General features: G+C 67.3%; 15 protein-coding genes. 6 read left to right on the forward strand and 9 right to left on the reverse strand.

Annotation, left to right across the window (positions count from 1 at the left end; genetic code table 11):
* Nucleotides 1-12: 12 nt before the first annotated feature.
* On the reverse strand, nt 13-915 hold the full coding sequence (locus AC1DIQ_RS14855; protein WP_478050299.1) for a LysR family transcriptional regulator: 903 nt from the start codon (nt 913-915) through the stop codon (nt 13-15).
* A 97-nt stretch (nt 916-1,012) separates the two neighbouring features.
* Here AC1DIQ_RS14855 and AC1DIQ_RS14860 point away from each other — a divergent pair, with 97 nt between their 5' ends.
* Together AC1DIQ_RS14860 and AC1DIQ_RS14865 are read left to right on the forward strand one after the other, a co-directional pair.
* Nucleotides 1,013-1,651: an NAD(P)-dependent oxidoreductase gene (locus tag AC1DIQ_RS14860; protein WP_478050300.1), complete on the forward strand. Its 639-nt coding sequence runs from the start codon at nt 1,013-1,015 to the stop codon at nt 1,649-1,651.
* A gap of 51 nt (nt 1,652-1,702) precedes the next feature.
* Entirely contained in the window at nt 1,703-2,626 is a 924-nt protein-coding gene (locus AC1DIQ_RS14865; protein WP_478050301.1) for an MBL fold metallo-hydrolase, read from the forward strand.
* A gap of 282 nt (nt 2,627-2,908) precedes the next feature.
* On the opposite strand, the gene dinB is transcribed toward AC1DIQ_RS14865, so the two are convergent.
* The gene (dinB, locus tag AC1DIQ_RS14870) at nt 2,909-3,991 is read right to left on the reverse strand and encodes a DNA polymerase IV (RefSeq protein WP_478050302.1); all 1,083 of its coding nucleotides are present in this window, start codon (nt 3,989-3,991) and stop codon (nt 2,909-2,911) included.
* Between the two features lie 231 nt (nt 3,992-4,222).
* Between dinB and fabA the strand changes: the two genes are divergently transcribed.
* Together fabA and fabB are read left to right on the forward strand one after the other, a co-directional pair.
* Complete coding sequence (gene fabA, locus AC1DIQ_RS14875) at nt 4,223-4,738, forward strand: 3-hydroxyacyl-[acyl-carrier-protein] dehydratase FabA (protein ID WP_070471641.1); 516 nt, start codon at nt 4,223-4,225, stop codon at nt 4,736-4,738.
* Nucleotides 4,738-5,946, forward strand: coding sequence for a beta-ketoacyl-ACP synthase I (fabB, locus tag AC1DIQ_RS14880; protein ID WP_121042466.1), 1,209 nt, complete (start codon nt 4,738-4,740; stop codon nt 5,944-5,946). Before fabA ends, fabB begins: the two co-directional genes overlap by 1 nt.
* A gap of 76 nt (nt 5,947-6,022) precedes the next feature.
* Here the strand turns inward: fabB and AC1DIQ_RS14885 are convergent, their stop codons facing one another.
* From AC1DIQ_RS14885 to AC1DIQ_RS14895, 3 genes are read right to left on the reverse strand one after another with little or no spacing between them, the layout of a single operon-like run.
* Nucleotides 6,023-6,715: an HAD family hydrolase gene (locus tag AC1DIQ_RS14885; RefSeq protein ID WP_478050303.1), complete on the reverse strand. Its 693-nt coding sequence runs from the start codon at nt 6,713-6,715 to the stop codon at nt 6,023-6,025.
* Entirely contained in the window at nt 6,712-7,416 is a 705-nt protein-coding gene (locus AC1DIQ_RS14890) for a pseudouridine synthase (protein WP_121042462.1), read from the reverse strand. The genes AC1DIQ_RS14885 and AC1DIQ_RS14890 overlap by 4 nt, the downstream gene beginning before the upstream one ends.
* On the reverse strand, nt 7,413-8,534 hold the full coding sequence (locus tag AC1DIQ_RS14895; protein WP_152153033.1) for a class I SAM-dependent methyltransferase: 1,122 nt from the start codon (nt 8,532-8,534) through the stop codon (nt 7,413-7,415). Before AC1DIQ_RS14895 ends, AC1DIQ_RS14890 begins: the two co-directional genes overlap by 4 nt.
* Before the next feature lie 142 nt (nt 8,535-8,676).
* Between AC1DIQ_RS14895 and AC1DIQ_RS14900 the strand changes: the two genes are divergently transcribed.
* On the forward strand, nt 8,677-8,940 hold the full coding sequence (locus AC1DIQ_RS14900) for a hypothetical protein (RefSeq protein ID WP_121042458.1): 264 nt from the start codon (nt 8,677-8,679) through the stop codon (nt 8,938-8,940).
* A 31-nt stretch (nt 8,941-8,971) separates the two neighbouring features.
* On the opposite strand, the gene AC1DIQ_RS14905 is transcribed toward AC1DIQ_RS14900, so the two are convergent.
* Together AC1DIQ_RS14905 and AC1DIQ_RS14910 are read right to left on the reverse strand one after the other, a co-directional pair.
* A complete protein-coding gene (locus AC1DIQ_RS14905; protein WP_121042456.1) occupies nt 8,972-9,262 on the reverse strand; it encodes a DUF3247 family protein in 291 nt (96 codons plus the stop codon).
* 65 nt (nt 9,263-9,327) lie between these two features.
* The gene (locus AC1DIQ_RS14910) at nt 9,328-11,331 is read right to left on the reverse strand and encodes a hybrid sensor histidine kinase/response regulator (RefSeq protein WP_259462196.1); all 2,004 of its coding nucleotides are present in this window, start codon (nt 11,329-11,331) and stop codon (nt 9,328-9,330) included.
* A 217-nt stretch (nt 11,332-11,548) separates the two neighbouring features.
* Between AC1DIQ_RS14910 and AC1DIQ_RS14915 the strand changes: the two genes are divergently transcribed.
* Nucleotides 11,549-12,115 carry a DUF3016 domain-containing protein gene (locus AC1DIQ_RS14915; protein WP_282263381.1) on the forward strand — a complete coding sequence of 189 codons (567 nt, stop codon included), beginning with the start codon at nt 11,549-11,551 and terminating at the stop codon, nt 12,113-12,115.
* Between the two features lie 8 nt (nt 12,116-12,123).
* On the opposite strand, the gene alr is transcribed toward AC1DIQ_RS14915, so the two are convergent.
* The gene (gene alr, locus AC1DIQ_RS14920; RefSeq protein ID WP_478050304.1) at nt 12,124-13,194 is read right to left on the reverse strand and encodes an alanine racemase; all 1,071 of its coding nucleotides are present in this window, start codon (nt 13,192-13,194) and stop codon (nt 12,124-12,126) included.
* Nucleotides 13,173-14,483 carry a D-amino acid dehydrogenase gene (locus AC1DIQ_RS14925; RefSeq protein ID WP_478050305.1) on the reverse strand — a complete coding sequence of 437 codons (1,311 nt, stop codon included), beginning with the start codon at nt 14,481-14,483 and terminating at the stop codon, nt 13,173-13,175. The genes alr and AC1DIQ_RS14925 overlap by 22 nt, the downstream gene beginning before the upstream one ends.
* Nucleotides 14,484-14,549: the final 66 nt, after the last annotated feature.

A 14,549-nucleotide genomic window follows, 5' to 3' on the forward strand; every position in this document is an offset into this window, starting at 1 on the left:
GACCCCAGGCACTCAGAGCAACGCCAGGAACTGCGGGCTGCTGAAACGCTCCACCAGGAAATCCAGGAAGCTGCGCATGATCGTCGGCAGCTGCCGGCGCGAGGCGTACACGGCGTGCAGCCCCAGCGTCTCCACCGCGTAGTCGGGCAGCACGGCCACCAGTTCGCCCGAACGCAGCAGCGGCGCGATCTGGTACATCGGCAACATGGCGATACCCGCACCGGCGCGTACGGCTTCCAGCAGCAACGATGCTTCATTGGCGCTGATGTTGCCGCCCACCGCCACCGCGATCTGTCGCCCGTCGCGCTGCAGGTGCCACACGCTCTTGCCCACGTAGTGGTGGGTCAGGCAGTTATGCGCGGCCAATGCATCGGCCGAGCCCGGTGCACCGCGCTCGGCCACGTACGACGGCGCCGCACACAACACCGACCGGCACGGCCCAAGATGGCGCGCGATCAGACTCGGGTCGATCGCGCGCGAGATGCGTACGGCGATGTCCACCCGCTCTTCCACCAGATTCACCACCCGGTCGACGAGTAGCAGTTCCACCCGCGTCAGCGGATGGCGTTTGACGAACTCGGCCACCGCCGCGGCCAGGTGGAGCTGCCCGAAAGAAACACTCGCGGTCACCCGGATCAGCCCGTGTGGCTCGGGGTTGTCAGTGGCCAGCTCAGCGTGCAGTTCATCGCCGATCGCCAGCATCTGCCGGAAGCGAAGCAGCGCCGCTTCTCCCGGCCCCGTCAGGCTGATCCGGCGCGTGGTCCGGTGCAGCAGACGCGCGCCCAGCCAGCGCTCCACCTCGGCCAGATAGCGCGTCACCATCGCCCGCGACATCTCCAGCGCCTCGGCCGCAGCGGTCAGGCTGCCACGCTCGGCTACCTCGACGAACACGTTCATGGCAGTCATCCGGTCCATTTGATCGATCCGTGCAACAAATTAGGCCGTTATACGCGGTTTTTCGTTCGATTCCAGAGGCATACGCTGGCCATCCTTCCTCAACGGACGTTCCCCCATGAAAATCGCTCTCGTTGGTGCCACCGGCAACATCGGCCGTGAAATCACCCGCCAGGCCCTCGCCCGCGGCCACCAGGTCACCGCCATCGTCCGCCGTGAGACCGACCTCCCGGCGGAACTGGACGGCGCCCAGCTGGCCGTGGCCGCGCTGGATGACACAGACGCGCTGGCCGCCGTGATCGCCGGCCATGACGTCCTGGCCAGCGCCTTCGGCCCGCGCCCGGGCGATGACCCCGCCACGGTGACCACCACCAGTGCCGCCCTGGTCGCCGCGGCGCGCCAGGCCGGCGTGCCCCGCTTCATCATGGTCGGTGGCGCCGGCAGCCTGGAAGTCGCCCCCGGTGTGCAGCTGGTGGACACCGAGGGCTTCCCGGATGCCTACAAGCCGGTCGCCCTGGCCGCCCGCGAGACGCTGAAGCAGCTGCGCGCCGTAGACGACCTCGACTGGACGTTCTACTCCCCGGCCGCCGAAATCGGCCCCGGCCCGCAGCGCGGCGGCTTCCGCACCCAAGCGAAGAACTTCCTGGTCGGCGATGACGGCCACAGCCGGATCAGCTACCCCGACTACGCCGACGCCTTCGTCAGCGAAATCGAAACCCCGCAATACCTGCGCCAGATCGCCACCGTCGCGTACTGAGCCCTGCCCGCCCCGGCGATCCCCGCCGGGGCACTGGATGGAACCGCCCCCATGCCCACGCTCTCCCGCACCACCCTGGCCCTCAGCCTCGCTCTGATCACCGGCCTCACCGCCCTCACCCCGGCTACCAGCCCTGCCCGCCCCGCCGCGAACGCACCCGCGCAGGACGCCCCCTTGGCAGTGCAGCCCTACCACCCCGGAGACGACGCCCTCTTCGCGGTTTCCTCCACCCTGATCACCGGCCGCCATGACGCCATGCTCGTGGATGCCCAGTTCGCCGCCACCGATGCCGCGCAGCTGGTCCAGCGCATCCGTGACTCGGGCAAACGCCTGACCACGATCTACATCAGCCACGGCGACCCCGACTACTACTTCGGCCTGGCCACCCTGCAGGACGCCTTCCCCGACGCCCGCATCCTCGCCACCCCCGCCACCGTCGCCCACATCAACGCCACCCAGGCCGCCAAACTCGCGTTCTGGGGCCCCCAGATGGGCGCAGGCAAGCCGAGCCGCATCGTCATCCCCGCCCCACTGGACGGCGACACCCTCACCCTCGAAGGCCAACCGATCAAGATCATCGGCCTCACCGGCCCCACCCCGGACCGCACCGTCCTGTGGATTCCCGCCCTGCGCACCCTCCTCGGCGGCATCCCCATCGTCGCCGGCGAACACGTCTGGATGGCCGACACCCAAAGCGCCCAATCGCACGCGCACTGGCTGCAGACACTGGCCACGATCAAAGCCCTGAACCCCACCCGCGTCATCCCGGGCCACTACGCAGCCGATGCCGCCCTGGACATCAGCGCCGTGGATTTCACCGCCAACTACATCCGCGCCTTCGACGAAGAAACCGCACGCAGCAAAGATGCCAACGCACTGATCGCCGCCATGAAAAAACGCTATCCGAACCTGGCCGGCGAGAGCTCATTGGAACTGAGCGCGAAAGTAGCCAAGGGAGAAATGCAGTGGCCGTAATCGCGCATTCGTAGAAGCCAACGTCATTGCGCACATTGAAAAGCGCGACGCGTTTCCTCTCTGCGCACCGACCTGTGTCGGAGGGACGGCGCGGGTGGGGTATCGGGACCGTGTGTTGCCATGGATGGCAACACACGAGCTTACAGGGACGTACTTGCAGCGGGTCCCGATACCCCACCCGCGTCGTCCCAAACCCTCACCACCCGCACACCAGCGCATCAGTTGTTGACGTTGCCGTTGCCGTTGCCGTTGCCGTTGCCGTTGCCGCAAACAGTAAAGCCGTCAGCCATCACCCAGATGATCAAACAACCCCGGCTGGCGCACCACCTCCCGCTCCCGGAAGCCCCCCAACCCCACCCCCACCAACCGATACCGCGTCTCCAACGGCAACTCCACCCGCGCCCGCAACCCCAACGCAATATCGCGCAGCTCCTCCAACGAATCCGGCGGCGACTCCGGCGTAAAACTGCGCGTAATGATCCGGAACTGCGACGTCTTCAACTTCAACACCACCGTATGCCCCACGCGGTCCGTCTTGCGCGTCGCCAGCCAGGTCTTCTCCGCCAACTGCACGATCGCCGGCGCCAGATCCTCCAACAACAGATCCTCGGCGAACGTATCCTCCGACGAAATCGACTGCACCGGCTGATCCGGCTCCACCGGCCGCTCATCCACACCGCGCGCACGATTGAACAACCGTCCCCCAAACGTCCCGAACCGCGCCTCCAGTTCCTCCAGCGGCAGCGCACGCAGATCACCCACCGTCGCCACGCCCAGCTCGGCCAGCTTGGCCGCCATCACCTTGCCCACGCCCGGCACACGGTTCACCGGCAACGGCGTCAGAAACTGCTCGATACGATGCGGTGGCACCACGAACTGCCCGTCCGGCTTGCGCCAATCCGAGGCGATCTTGGCCAGGAACTTGTTCGGCGCGATCCCCGCCGACGCCGTCAGCTGCGTCTCCTCGCGGATCTGCGCGCGGATGATCTGCGCGATCTCCGTCGCCACCGTCATCCCGCCCTTGTGCTCGGTCACATCCAGATAGGCCTCATCCAGCGACAACGGTTCCACCAGATCCGTATGCCGCAGGAAAATCTCGCGTACCTGGCGTGACACCGCCTTGTAGCGGGCGAAATCCGGCGGCACGAACACCGCATCCGGACACAGCCGCTCCGCACGCACCGCAGGCATCGCCGAACGCACGCCAAACACACGCGCCTCGTACGAGGCTGCGCACACCACCGAGCGCATGCCCCGCCACGCCACCACCACCGGTTTGCCCCGCAACGAAGGGTCGTCACGCTGCTCCACGGACGCGTAAAACGCATCCATGTCGACGTGAATGATCTTGCGGGGGCGGGACACGGGCGTTGGCACTCGAATTCAGATGAACAAGATTACAGCCACACGCCGCAGTATGGTTGTTGGATAACAACAACATGCGTTTTTGAACCTGAAAACACTACGGCGGCGTACGGTTAAAACGTTTGATTGAATCACTTTTTCTCATGCACTCTTGAGCACTTGCTTCATGCAAGAGCAGTCGACCTGTGGTCGGCTCACCCCGATGACAACTTCCTCAGGATTGCGTTTTCCATGACTCGTCTCAACGCGTTCTCGCGCGACCAGCTGCTGGCCAGCGCCCGCGGTGAACTGTTCGGCCCGGGCAGCGGCCGCCTGCCCAATGATCCGATGCTGATGTTCGATCGCATCACCGATATCCGCGAGGACGGCGGCCCACACGGCAAAGGCATGGTACGCGCGGAACTGGATATCCGCCCTGACCTGTGGTTCTTCGACTGCCACTTCCTCGGCGACCCGGTCATGCCTGGCTGCCTCGGCCTGGATGCCATGTGGCAGCTGACCGGCTTCTTCCTGACCTGGATCGGTGCGCCCGGCCGTGGCCGCGCCCTGGGCTGCGGCGAAGTCAAATTCACCGGCCAGGTACTGCCGAGCGCCAAGCGCGTTACCTACGAAATCGACATCTCGCGCGTCATCAACCGCAAGCTGGTGATGGCGCAGTCCGACGCCCGCATGCTCGTCGACGGTCGCGAAATCTACTCTGCCAAAGACCTGCGTGTAGGTCTGTTCACTTCCACTGAGAACTTCTGATGCGTCGCGTCGTCATTACCGGAATGGGCATCACCTCGTGCCTGGGCAACGATCTGGACACCGTGTCCTCGGCACTGCGCGAAGGCCGCGCCGGCATCCGCCACCTGCCTGATCACGCCGAAGCCGGCCTGCGCAGCCACGTTGGCGGCAACATCGAGCTGGACCTGGACGCGCAGATCGACCGCAAGGTGAAGCGCTTCATGAGCGATGCCTCGGCGTATGCGTACATCGCCATGCGCGATGCGATCGCCGATGCCGGCCTGGACGAGGCGCAGGTCGCCAACCCGCGGACCGGCCTGATCGCCGGCTCCGGCGGCGGCTCCAGCCAGTGGCAGGTGGAATCGGCCGACATCCTGCGCGCCCGTGGCGTGCGCAAGGTCGGCCCGTACATGGTGCCGCGCACGATGTGCTCCACCGTGTCGGCCTGCCTGGCCACCGCGTTCCAGATCAAGGGCCTGAGCTACTCGCTGTCGGCCGCCTGCGCCACCTCCGCCCACTGCATCGGCGCTGCCGCGGATCTGATCCGCCATGGCGCACAGGATGTGATGTTCGCCGGTGGCGGTGAAGACCTGCACTGGTCGATGAGCGTGATGTTCGATGCGATGGGCGCCCTGTCGACCCGCTTCAACGAGACCCCGGCCTCGGCCTCGCGCCCGTACGACAAGGACCGCGACGGCTTCGTCATCGCCGGTGGCGGCGGCATGCTGGTGCTGGAAGACTACGACCACGCCGTGGCCCGTGGCGCACGCATCTATGCCGAGCTGGTCGGTTACGGCGTCACCTCCGACGGTGCCGACATGGTCGCCCCCTCCGGTGAAGGCGCGGTGCGCTGCATGAACATGGCGATGGAGCACATCACCGCCCCGATCGACTACCTCAACACGCATGGCACCTCGACCCCGCTGGGCGACGTCACCGAGCTGAAGGCGGTCCGCGAAGTGTTCGGCGAGAGCATTCCGCCGCTGTCCTCGACCAAGGCGCTGTCGGGCCACTCGCTGGGTGCGGCGAGCGTGCACGAAGCGATCTACTGCCTGCTGATGATGCGCGATGGCTTCATTGCCGGCTCGGCCAACATCGGCGAGCTGGACCCGCTGGTGGAAGGCTTCCCGATCGTGCGCGAGACGCAGCCGGCACAGCTGAACACCGTGATGTCCAACAGCTTTGGCTTTGGCGGCACGAATGCGGCGCTGGTGTTCAGTCGCCTCTGACTGCAGCCCGTGTCCGCATGAAAAAGCCCGGCCATGTGCCGGGCTTTTTTGTGGTCCAAACGGGCAACGCCGTTCGTTACCGCGCGCCGGTCACCGGCAGCAGCGGCACCAACAACTGCCGTGCATCCAGCAGCGAATCCACGATGCGATGCCCCAGCGCACGCAGTTCCTCATCCGGATGCACCAGGTCCGGCACCTGGATGGCGGTCATGCCCGCACCCACGGCCGCGCGGATACCGGCCGGGGAATCTTCCAGCGCCAGGCAGCGCGCCGGGTCCTTGCCCAGCTTCTGCGCGGCCAGCAGGTAGATGTCCGGGGCGGGCTTGGGATGGGACACATCGCTGCTGGTTACCACCACCTCGAAGAACGGCAGCAGCCCAGCGGCGGCCAGCTTGCGCGAGGCACGCGGCTGGCGGGTGGAGGTCGCCACCGCACGCGGAACGCCGTGCTCGTGCAGCAGCTGCAGGATCTCCAGGATGCCGGGGCGCAACGGCAGCCCCTGCTGCGTGCGCGCTTCGTACAGGTCGTGGCAGCGCGCGAACAGCGCGGCGACCTGCTCGGCATTCACCGTCTGCAGCAGCAGACGCTCGCAGTCGCGATCGCCCAGGCCCACCATGCGCAGCCAGAACCCCTCCGGGAACGGCAGCGCCATTTCCTGTGCGGCCTGCGACCAGCACGCGATCGAGACCCGTTCGCTGTCGATCATCAGACCGTCCATGTCGAAGATGACGGCGTCGGGCAGGAACGGCAGCGCGGCGAAAGCACTCATGGGACGTTGAACAGCGTCTCGAGATCGGCCGCATCCAGCCTGCGCCACTCGCCTTCAGGCAGTTCGCCCAGCGACAGCCCGCCGATGCGGCTGCGGTGCAGCGCCTCGACGTGGTTGCCGACCGCCGCGAACATCCGGCGGGCCTGGTGGTAGCGGCCCTCGTGCAGGACCAGCTGCGCCTGGCGCGGGCCGTTCACGTGCAACTCGGCCGGCAACAACGGCTTGTCGTCCGATTCCAGCAGCAGACCGCCGCTGGCGAAGCGCGCGGCTTCATCACCGCGCAGGTCTTCGGCCAGGGTGACCTCGTAGGCCTTGTCCAGGCGCGACTTGGGCGACACGATCCGGTGCAGCAGCGCGCCATCGTCGGTCATCAGCAGCATGCCGCTGGTGTCGCGGTCCAGGCGGCCCACTGAAGACAACACCGGCGCACGGTCGCGGTAACGCGGCGGCAGCAGGTCGTAGATCAGCCGGCCTTTGTCCTTGGTCGAACAGGTGTAGCCGCGCGGCTTGTGCAACAGCAGGGTCAGCCCCTGCGGGGGGTCCAGCGGCTCGCCCTCGACCCGGATCGCCTCATGCGCGACCGCGTCATCGGCGTACAGCACCTCGCCCTCGGCATCGGTGATCAGGCCGGCACGGAACATCCCCTGCACCTGCTTGCGGCTGCCATAGCCCAGGTTGGCCAACAGCTTGACCAGCTTCATGCGCGGCCTCCGCGGCCCCACTTCGGCTCGGTGCTGCGCGGCGTGCGGACCGGCGTGGCGCTCTTGCTGGCCTTGGTCGCTTCGATCAGCTTGAAGCCATCGCGCTCGGCGGCCACGCGGACCTGGCCGAAGCTCTCGTTGAGGATCTGCTCGTACGGCAGGTGGCGGTTGGCCACCAGCCACATCCGGCCCCCGGGGCGCAGCGCCTGCGCGGCCACGGCGATGAAGCGCTGGCCGATGTCGGGGCGATCCGCGCGCGACGGGGTGTGGAACGGCGGGTTGGTCACGATGAAGTCGTACTCGCCCTCGATCCCGGCGGTGACGTCCTGCCAGTGATAGGCCAGCGCCGCCGGCTTGCCGAGCGCGGCGAGGTTCTCGCGGGCCAGCGCCAGCGCGCGGCCTTCGGCCTCATACAGGTCCAGCGCGGTCACGTTCGGGCAGCGCGCCAGCACTTCGGCCGAGAGATAACCGAAGCCGGCGCCCAGATCGGCGCCACGCCCGGCCAGATCGGCCGGCAGCTGCTCCACCAGCAGCGCCGAGGCGGGATCGATGCGGTCCCAGGCGAAGATGCCGGGGCGGCTCTGGAAGCGGCCGCCAAGGATCGCGCGCGGCGCGTCCAGGGTTGCCCAGCGCTGCGCGAGCGCGGCGTCGTGCTGGCCGTTGAGCGGCGCCGTCCAGTAGGCACGGCAGTGGTTCTTGGTCAGCTTGCCGCCGAGCCCGGCCAGCTGCTGCAGGTCGCCTTCGCCGGAGCGGGCGCCTTCGTTGTTGTGCTGGCAGGCCACCACGATGCCGCCCGGGGCGGTCAGGGCCAGCGCACGGGCGAACAGGGCCTTGGCTTCCTCGCGCTGGCGCGGCGGCAGCACCAGCACCACGGCGTAGCGGGTGGCATCACCGGCCAGCTGCTGCTCGTCACGCACGGTCCAGCCGCTGGCTTCCAAGGCGTCGGCAAACGGACGGAAGCTCTGCTCGCAGACCAGCTGCGCCGGCTGGGCGTGCTCGCGCAGCGGTGCGCCATCGCGGGCGCGCAGGAACAGCACGGGGCCGGCCGGCCAGGACAGTGCGCCACTGGCGAACGGCAGGAACAGGGTTTCCAGGGGAGCGTCGTGCTGGGCAGCCATGCGGGGGCACATCTTGAAAAGAGGCCGCCATTCTACCGGTTCGCCCCGCCCCACCCGGATTTGCGTTTATTCAACGTCCTGTTGATGCCCTGACAACATCCAAACCGGCAGGGTGGAGCCTCACTTCCCGTGGAGATGGCTCATGCGTGCATTGTTTGTCGGTGGCGTAGTCGACAACAGCGAGATGGACATGGAGGGCAGCCAGCCACCGGTGCATTACCCCGAAGACACCGGCGGCGGCCATTCCCGCTACCGCCTGCATCAGGTCGGCAAGACCGCCGATGGCAGCGTGGCCTATGCGGTGTATGGCGCCCCGGACCTGGCCGATGAAGAGGTAGCCCGGATCGCCGATGAACGGGCCTACGCGCGCCGCTTCGAGGCCGAACCCAGCGAATTCACCCACTGAGCCCTGCCCCACCCGCACCTGCCCGCCGCGATCACTCGCGGTAGGGCAGCTGCCGGATGGCGGTGATCTGGTCCAGCCACACCACGTGCTGCTGCACAGGGGTATCCAGATCGTCCAACCGCAGTTGGCCATTGCTCCCTTCGTTCTCCTCGGCGTCGCGGTACTGCTGCAGCGTCGGCTGCACCGCGACGGTGCCCAGCAGGCGGCTGCCATCCTCAAGCGTGAGTTCGACCTGGGTCTGGCCGTGCAGCTGTGGCAGCAGGGCTTCCAGCGCCGCGATGGCGGCCGGATCGGTATGGATGCGGGGGGCGTAACGGGACATGGCGACTCCTGTGGCGTACGCCCCAGTGTGCCCGCGGCGGCGTCAACACGCCGCCAACGCAGGACTCAGCGCGTACCGCTCAGGACACCGCGTACAGCGGCGACCAGCTGCGCCACCGAATACGGCTTGGCCACATGCTCCTGGAAGCCCGACGCCAACGCACGCTTGCGGTCGTCCGCACGTGCCAGCGCCGTCACCGCGACAGCAGGCAATGCCTCCGGCTCGACGCCCATGTTGTCGCGCAGGGTGCGTACCAGCCCGTAACCATCCATGCCGGGCATGCCGATATCGGTCAGCAGCGCATCGATGCCGTCATGGCCATTCTCATTGAGCAGCGCCAGCGCCTCGCCGGCGGAGGAGGCCGTGGTGACCGAGGCCCCCTGCTCTTCCAGCAGCCGCCGCAGGTACTCCAGCACTTCGGGCTGGTCTTCCACGGCCAGCAGATGCAGGCCCTTGAGCGGATACGGCTCGATGATCTGCTCGGTGATCGGGCCGCTGAATACTTCGCGCAACGGGCGGCCATCGGCCTGCGGCTGATAGCGCGGCAGGCGCACGTTGAAGCTGGCCCCGTGCCCGTGGCCGTCGCTGCTGGCCGCCACCGCGCCGCCGTGCAGTTCCACCAGCTGTTGCACGATCGCCAGCCCCAGCCCCAATCCGCCGTGGCGGCGTGTGGTGGTGCCGTCGGCCTGGCGGAACCGGCTGAACAGATGGCGCAGGAACTCCGGCGCAATGCCGTCACCGGAATCGGTCACGGTGATCGACCAATGCCCGCCATCGGCAGCCAGGGTCAGCACCACGCGCCCCTCGGCCGGGGTGAATTTGATCGCGTTGGAGAGCAGGTTCCACAGCACCTGCTGCAGGCGGGTGGCGTCGCCGAGCACCAGGCAGGGCTCGTCAGGCATCACCAGCTCCATCGACAACGCTTTGCCTTCGGCGACCAGCTCCTGCGCGCGCATCGCCTCTTCCAGCTGCGCACGCAGATCCAGCATTTCCACTTCCAGCTGCACCTTGCCCAGCAACATGCTGCTGAGGTCCAGCATGTCCGAGATCAGCCGCTTCTGCGCCATCGCACTGTTGGCGATCACGCCCAGGCCCTTGTACATCGGGCTGGTGTTGTCGATGCGCTGCAGCAGCAGTTCGCTCCAGCCCAGGATGGTGGTCAGCGGGGTACGCAGCTCGTGCGAGAGCGTGGCCAGGAATTCATCCTTCAACCGCGCCATGTTCTCGGCCGCGCTGCGCGCCGCACGTTCGGACTGCAGCAGTTCCTCGCGCGCCATTTCGATCTCGCGGCGCTCGGTCACATCCGGACTGCTGCCGGCCAGGCCGATAAAACGGCCCATCCGCGAGAAGCGCGGCCGCGCGTTCATTTCCAGCCAGCGCCATTGGCCATCGGCGCGGCGGCCGCGGACCAGCGCATGCATGGAGCGCTGCGATTTCAGCGCCTCCTGCAGTTCGTAATCGAACACCGAAGCATCGTCGGGATGCACCAGGCCACGCCAGACATCATCCGGCACGCGCTGCTCATCGCCTCCAAAAAACTCGCTGAAGGCACTATTGACGAAGCGCGAATGGCCGCGCTCATCCAGCACCCAGACCGGCATCGGCAGGCCATCGGCCAGCGCGCTGAAGCGCGCCTCGCTTTCGGCCAGTTCCACCTCGATGTGCTTGCGATTGGTGATGTCGAAGAACACCACGGCCACCAGAGGCTCGTCCGGCTCGCCCACGCTGACCGCTTCCACCGAGTACCACCGGTTCAGCGCGCGCGCTTCCATCTCGAACTGCCGTGCCTGCCCGCTACGCGCCACCTCGCCATAGGTGCGGTACCAGTCGGATTCATGGCCGGGTTGCAGGCTGCTCATCCGCTGTCCGCAGACGTTGCTCAGCCCGGTATTGCGTGAAAAGGCCTCGTTGACCTCGACAAACCGGTAGTCCACACCCACCCCGGCATCGTCGAAGATCACTTCGATGATGCAGAACCCCGCATTCAGGCGCTCAAGTACCGTGCGATACAGGGCCGGATCCGGCGATGAAGCCAGGAAGGAGGCGCGTTCCAACGTAGAGGTGGGCAGGCTGGGCAAGGGCGTCAATGAGGCAACTGGCGAAACAGAGGAGGACAGGATCGGCCAACGCGCGTATTCGCAGCGTCAAGCGCCGTGGGTCGGGGGCGGCCTGGGTGAATTGGCGCCAACCGCAGAGGCGGAGCATACACGCGTGGATTGTCCCTCACCCGGATCAGGATCACACTGGGTGCCTGATCCCACTTGTGATCGCGACCCAGGAGTTGTCATGAACCGCACATCCCTGATCGCCGGGGCCCTGGCCGGCCTGCTGCTCATCGGCAGCGCCGCGGCGGCCCCGCGCACCGTGACCGACCCGCAGGCCCCGCGCGCCCTCAAGGCGGAGGGTCCTGTCCAGGTGACGTGGACCGACCCGGCCCAGTTCACCGAGATCCGCCTGAGCAACAACCGCTTTGAAGCCGAACGCGGTGACTGGGTGCAGCAGCTGGCCAAATACGTGCAGACCACCGCCAGCAAGGCGCTGCAGCCCGGCCAGACGCTGGAGGTGACCTTCACCGACATCAAGCGCGCCGGCGATTACGAGCCGTGGCACGGCCCGCGCGCCAATGACATCCGGGTGATGCGCGATATCTACCCCCCGCGCGTGACCCTGACCTACATCCTGAAGGATGCACAGGGCAAGGTGATCGGCGAAGGCGAGCGCAAGCTGCAGGACACCGGCTACCTGCACAACATCGGCCGGCAGAGCGACACCGATCCGCTGCGCTACGAGAAGCGCCTGCTGGATGATTGGATCCGGCGCGATCTGCGCAATGAGGCCACGGCGAGTACCTGAGCCATCCCTCAGCCGGTGTACTCGCGCACCACCCGCTTCACGCCGCACGGCAGCTGGTAGGCACTGACCCCGCACAGCGGCGCCAGGGCCTCGATGCGCGGCGCATCGCCCCACAGTGTCACCGTGCTGCCGATCCCGGCCTGCGGCAGGTGGGTGAGATCCACGGTGAGCATGTCCATCGAGACCCGACCGATCACGATGCCGGACTGGCCGTCGATGCGCACCGGGGTGCCGTTGGGCGCGAACTGCGGGTAGCCATCGGCATAGCCGAGTGCCACGACGCCGACCCGGGTCGGTCGCTGCGCGACGAAGCGCGCGCCATAGCCGACCGGCTCGCCGACCGCGATGTCGCGCACGGCAAAGATTTTCGACCGCATGGTCATCACCGGGCGCAGCCGCTCGGTCAGCGCCGTATGCGCCGGCATCGGGTTGATCCCGTACAGCATCAGGCCCGGGCGCACCCAGTCACTGCGCACCTCCGGCCAGCCCAGCAGTGCCGGCGAGTTGCACAGGCTGGTCTGCCCGGCCAAGCCTTCGATGGCGGCGGCAAAGACGTCGGCCTGCTCGCGGGTGCGCGGGCTGTCCAGTTCGTCGGCACGCGCCATGTGGGTCATCAGCACCATCGGCCCTACATGCGCCAGCGCACTGAGCGTGGCGTGCGCGGCGCGGAACTCGTCCGGCCACAGGCCCAGGCGATGCATGCCACTATCCAGCTTCAACCACACGGTGAGCGTGGCGGTGGTCTGGAACGCGGCCACCGCCTCGACCTGCCACGGTGCGCCAACGGCGAACCACAGGTCGTGCTCAACGATCAGCGGCAGTTCGCCGGCATCGAAGAAGCCCTCCAGCAGCAGGATCGGACCGGTGATGCCGGCCGCCCGTAGTTCCAGCGCTTCCTCGATGCAGGCCACGCCGAACCCATCGGCATCGGCCTGCAGCGCGCGCGCGCAGCGCACTGCACCGTGCCCGTAGGCATCGGCCTTGATCACGGCCACGGCCTTGCCGCCTCCCAGTTCGCGTGCCAGCCGGTAATTGCTGCGCAGCGCGTCCAGATCAATCAACGCACGGGCTGGGCGCATGAACTCGGCTCACGGTGACGGACGGACGCGGCATGGTGGGTGTAGCGGAAGATATCCAGGCCTTCGGTGCTGATCTGCGGCTGGCGGGCATCCATCAGGTCGGCCAGGTAGCGGCCGGAGCCGCAGGCCATGGTCCACCCCAGGGTGCCGTGGCCGGTATTGAGGAACAGGTTGCGGTACGGCGTGGCGCCGACCACCGGGGTACCGTCCGGCGTGGCGGGGCGCAGGCCGGTCCAGAACTCGGCGCGCGACAGGTCGCCGCCGTCCGGATAGAGGTCGCGCACGACCTTCTCCAGCGTGGCGCGGCGGCGCGGCGAGAGCGACAGGTCGAACCCGCCCACCTCGGCCATGCCACCCACGCGGATGCGGTCGTCGAAACGGGTCACGGCCACCTTGTAGCTTTCATCCAGGATGGTCGAGGTCGGGGCCATCGCAGGATCCGTGATCGGCAGCGTCAGCGAGTAGCCCTTGAGCGGGTACACCGGCAGCTGCAGGCCCAGCGGCGCAACCAGCGACGGCGAATAGCTGCCCAGTGCGACGACGTAGTGATCGGCGGTTTCCAGCTTGCCGTCGATGCGTACACCGGTGATGCGGTCGCCATCGCTCTGCAGGCCCGCGATGTCCTGGTCGAAACGGAATTCGACCCCGGCATCGACGCACATCTGCGCCAGGCGACGGGTGAACAGCTGGCAATCGCCGGTCTGGTCGCGCGGCAGGCGCAGCGCGCCGACCAGCTTGTCGGCCACGCCCGCCAGTGCCGGTTCGTAAGCGATGATGCCGTCGCGGTCGAGCACCTCATACGGCACGCCGTACTGGGCCAGCACTTCGATGTCCTGCGCGGAGGCATCCAGCTGCTGCTGGGTACGGAACAGCTGGGTCGTGCCCAGGTCGCGGCCTTCGAACGCGATACCGGTCTCTCGGCGCAGCTCGTTGAGGCAATCGCGGCTGTATTCGGACATGCGCACCATGCGCGCTTTGTTGATCGCATAACGCTCATGCGTGCAGTTGCGCAGCATCTGCGCCAGCCAGCGGTACTGGTGCCAGTCCAGGCCCGGGCGGATCGCCAGCGGGGCATGTTCGGAGAACAGCCACTTGACCGCCTTCAGCGGTACGCCCGGCGCGGCCCACGGCGAGGTGTAGCCGAACGACAGCTGGCCTGCGTTGGCGAAACTGGTTTCCAGCGCCGGACCGGGCTGGCGGTCGACGACCGTGACTTCAAACCCGGCCTGCCGCAGGTACCAGGCACTGGTCGTGCCGATCACACCGCTGCCAAGGACTAGAACGCGCATGACACCCCTCCAACCCGATCATTCCCTGCGCAGGAGCACGCCGGGACCATAATTGAGGAAGTATAG

It is taken from the genome of Stenotrophomonas sp. 05L413, from assembly GCF_056397945.1.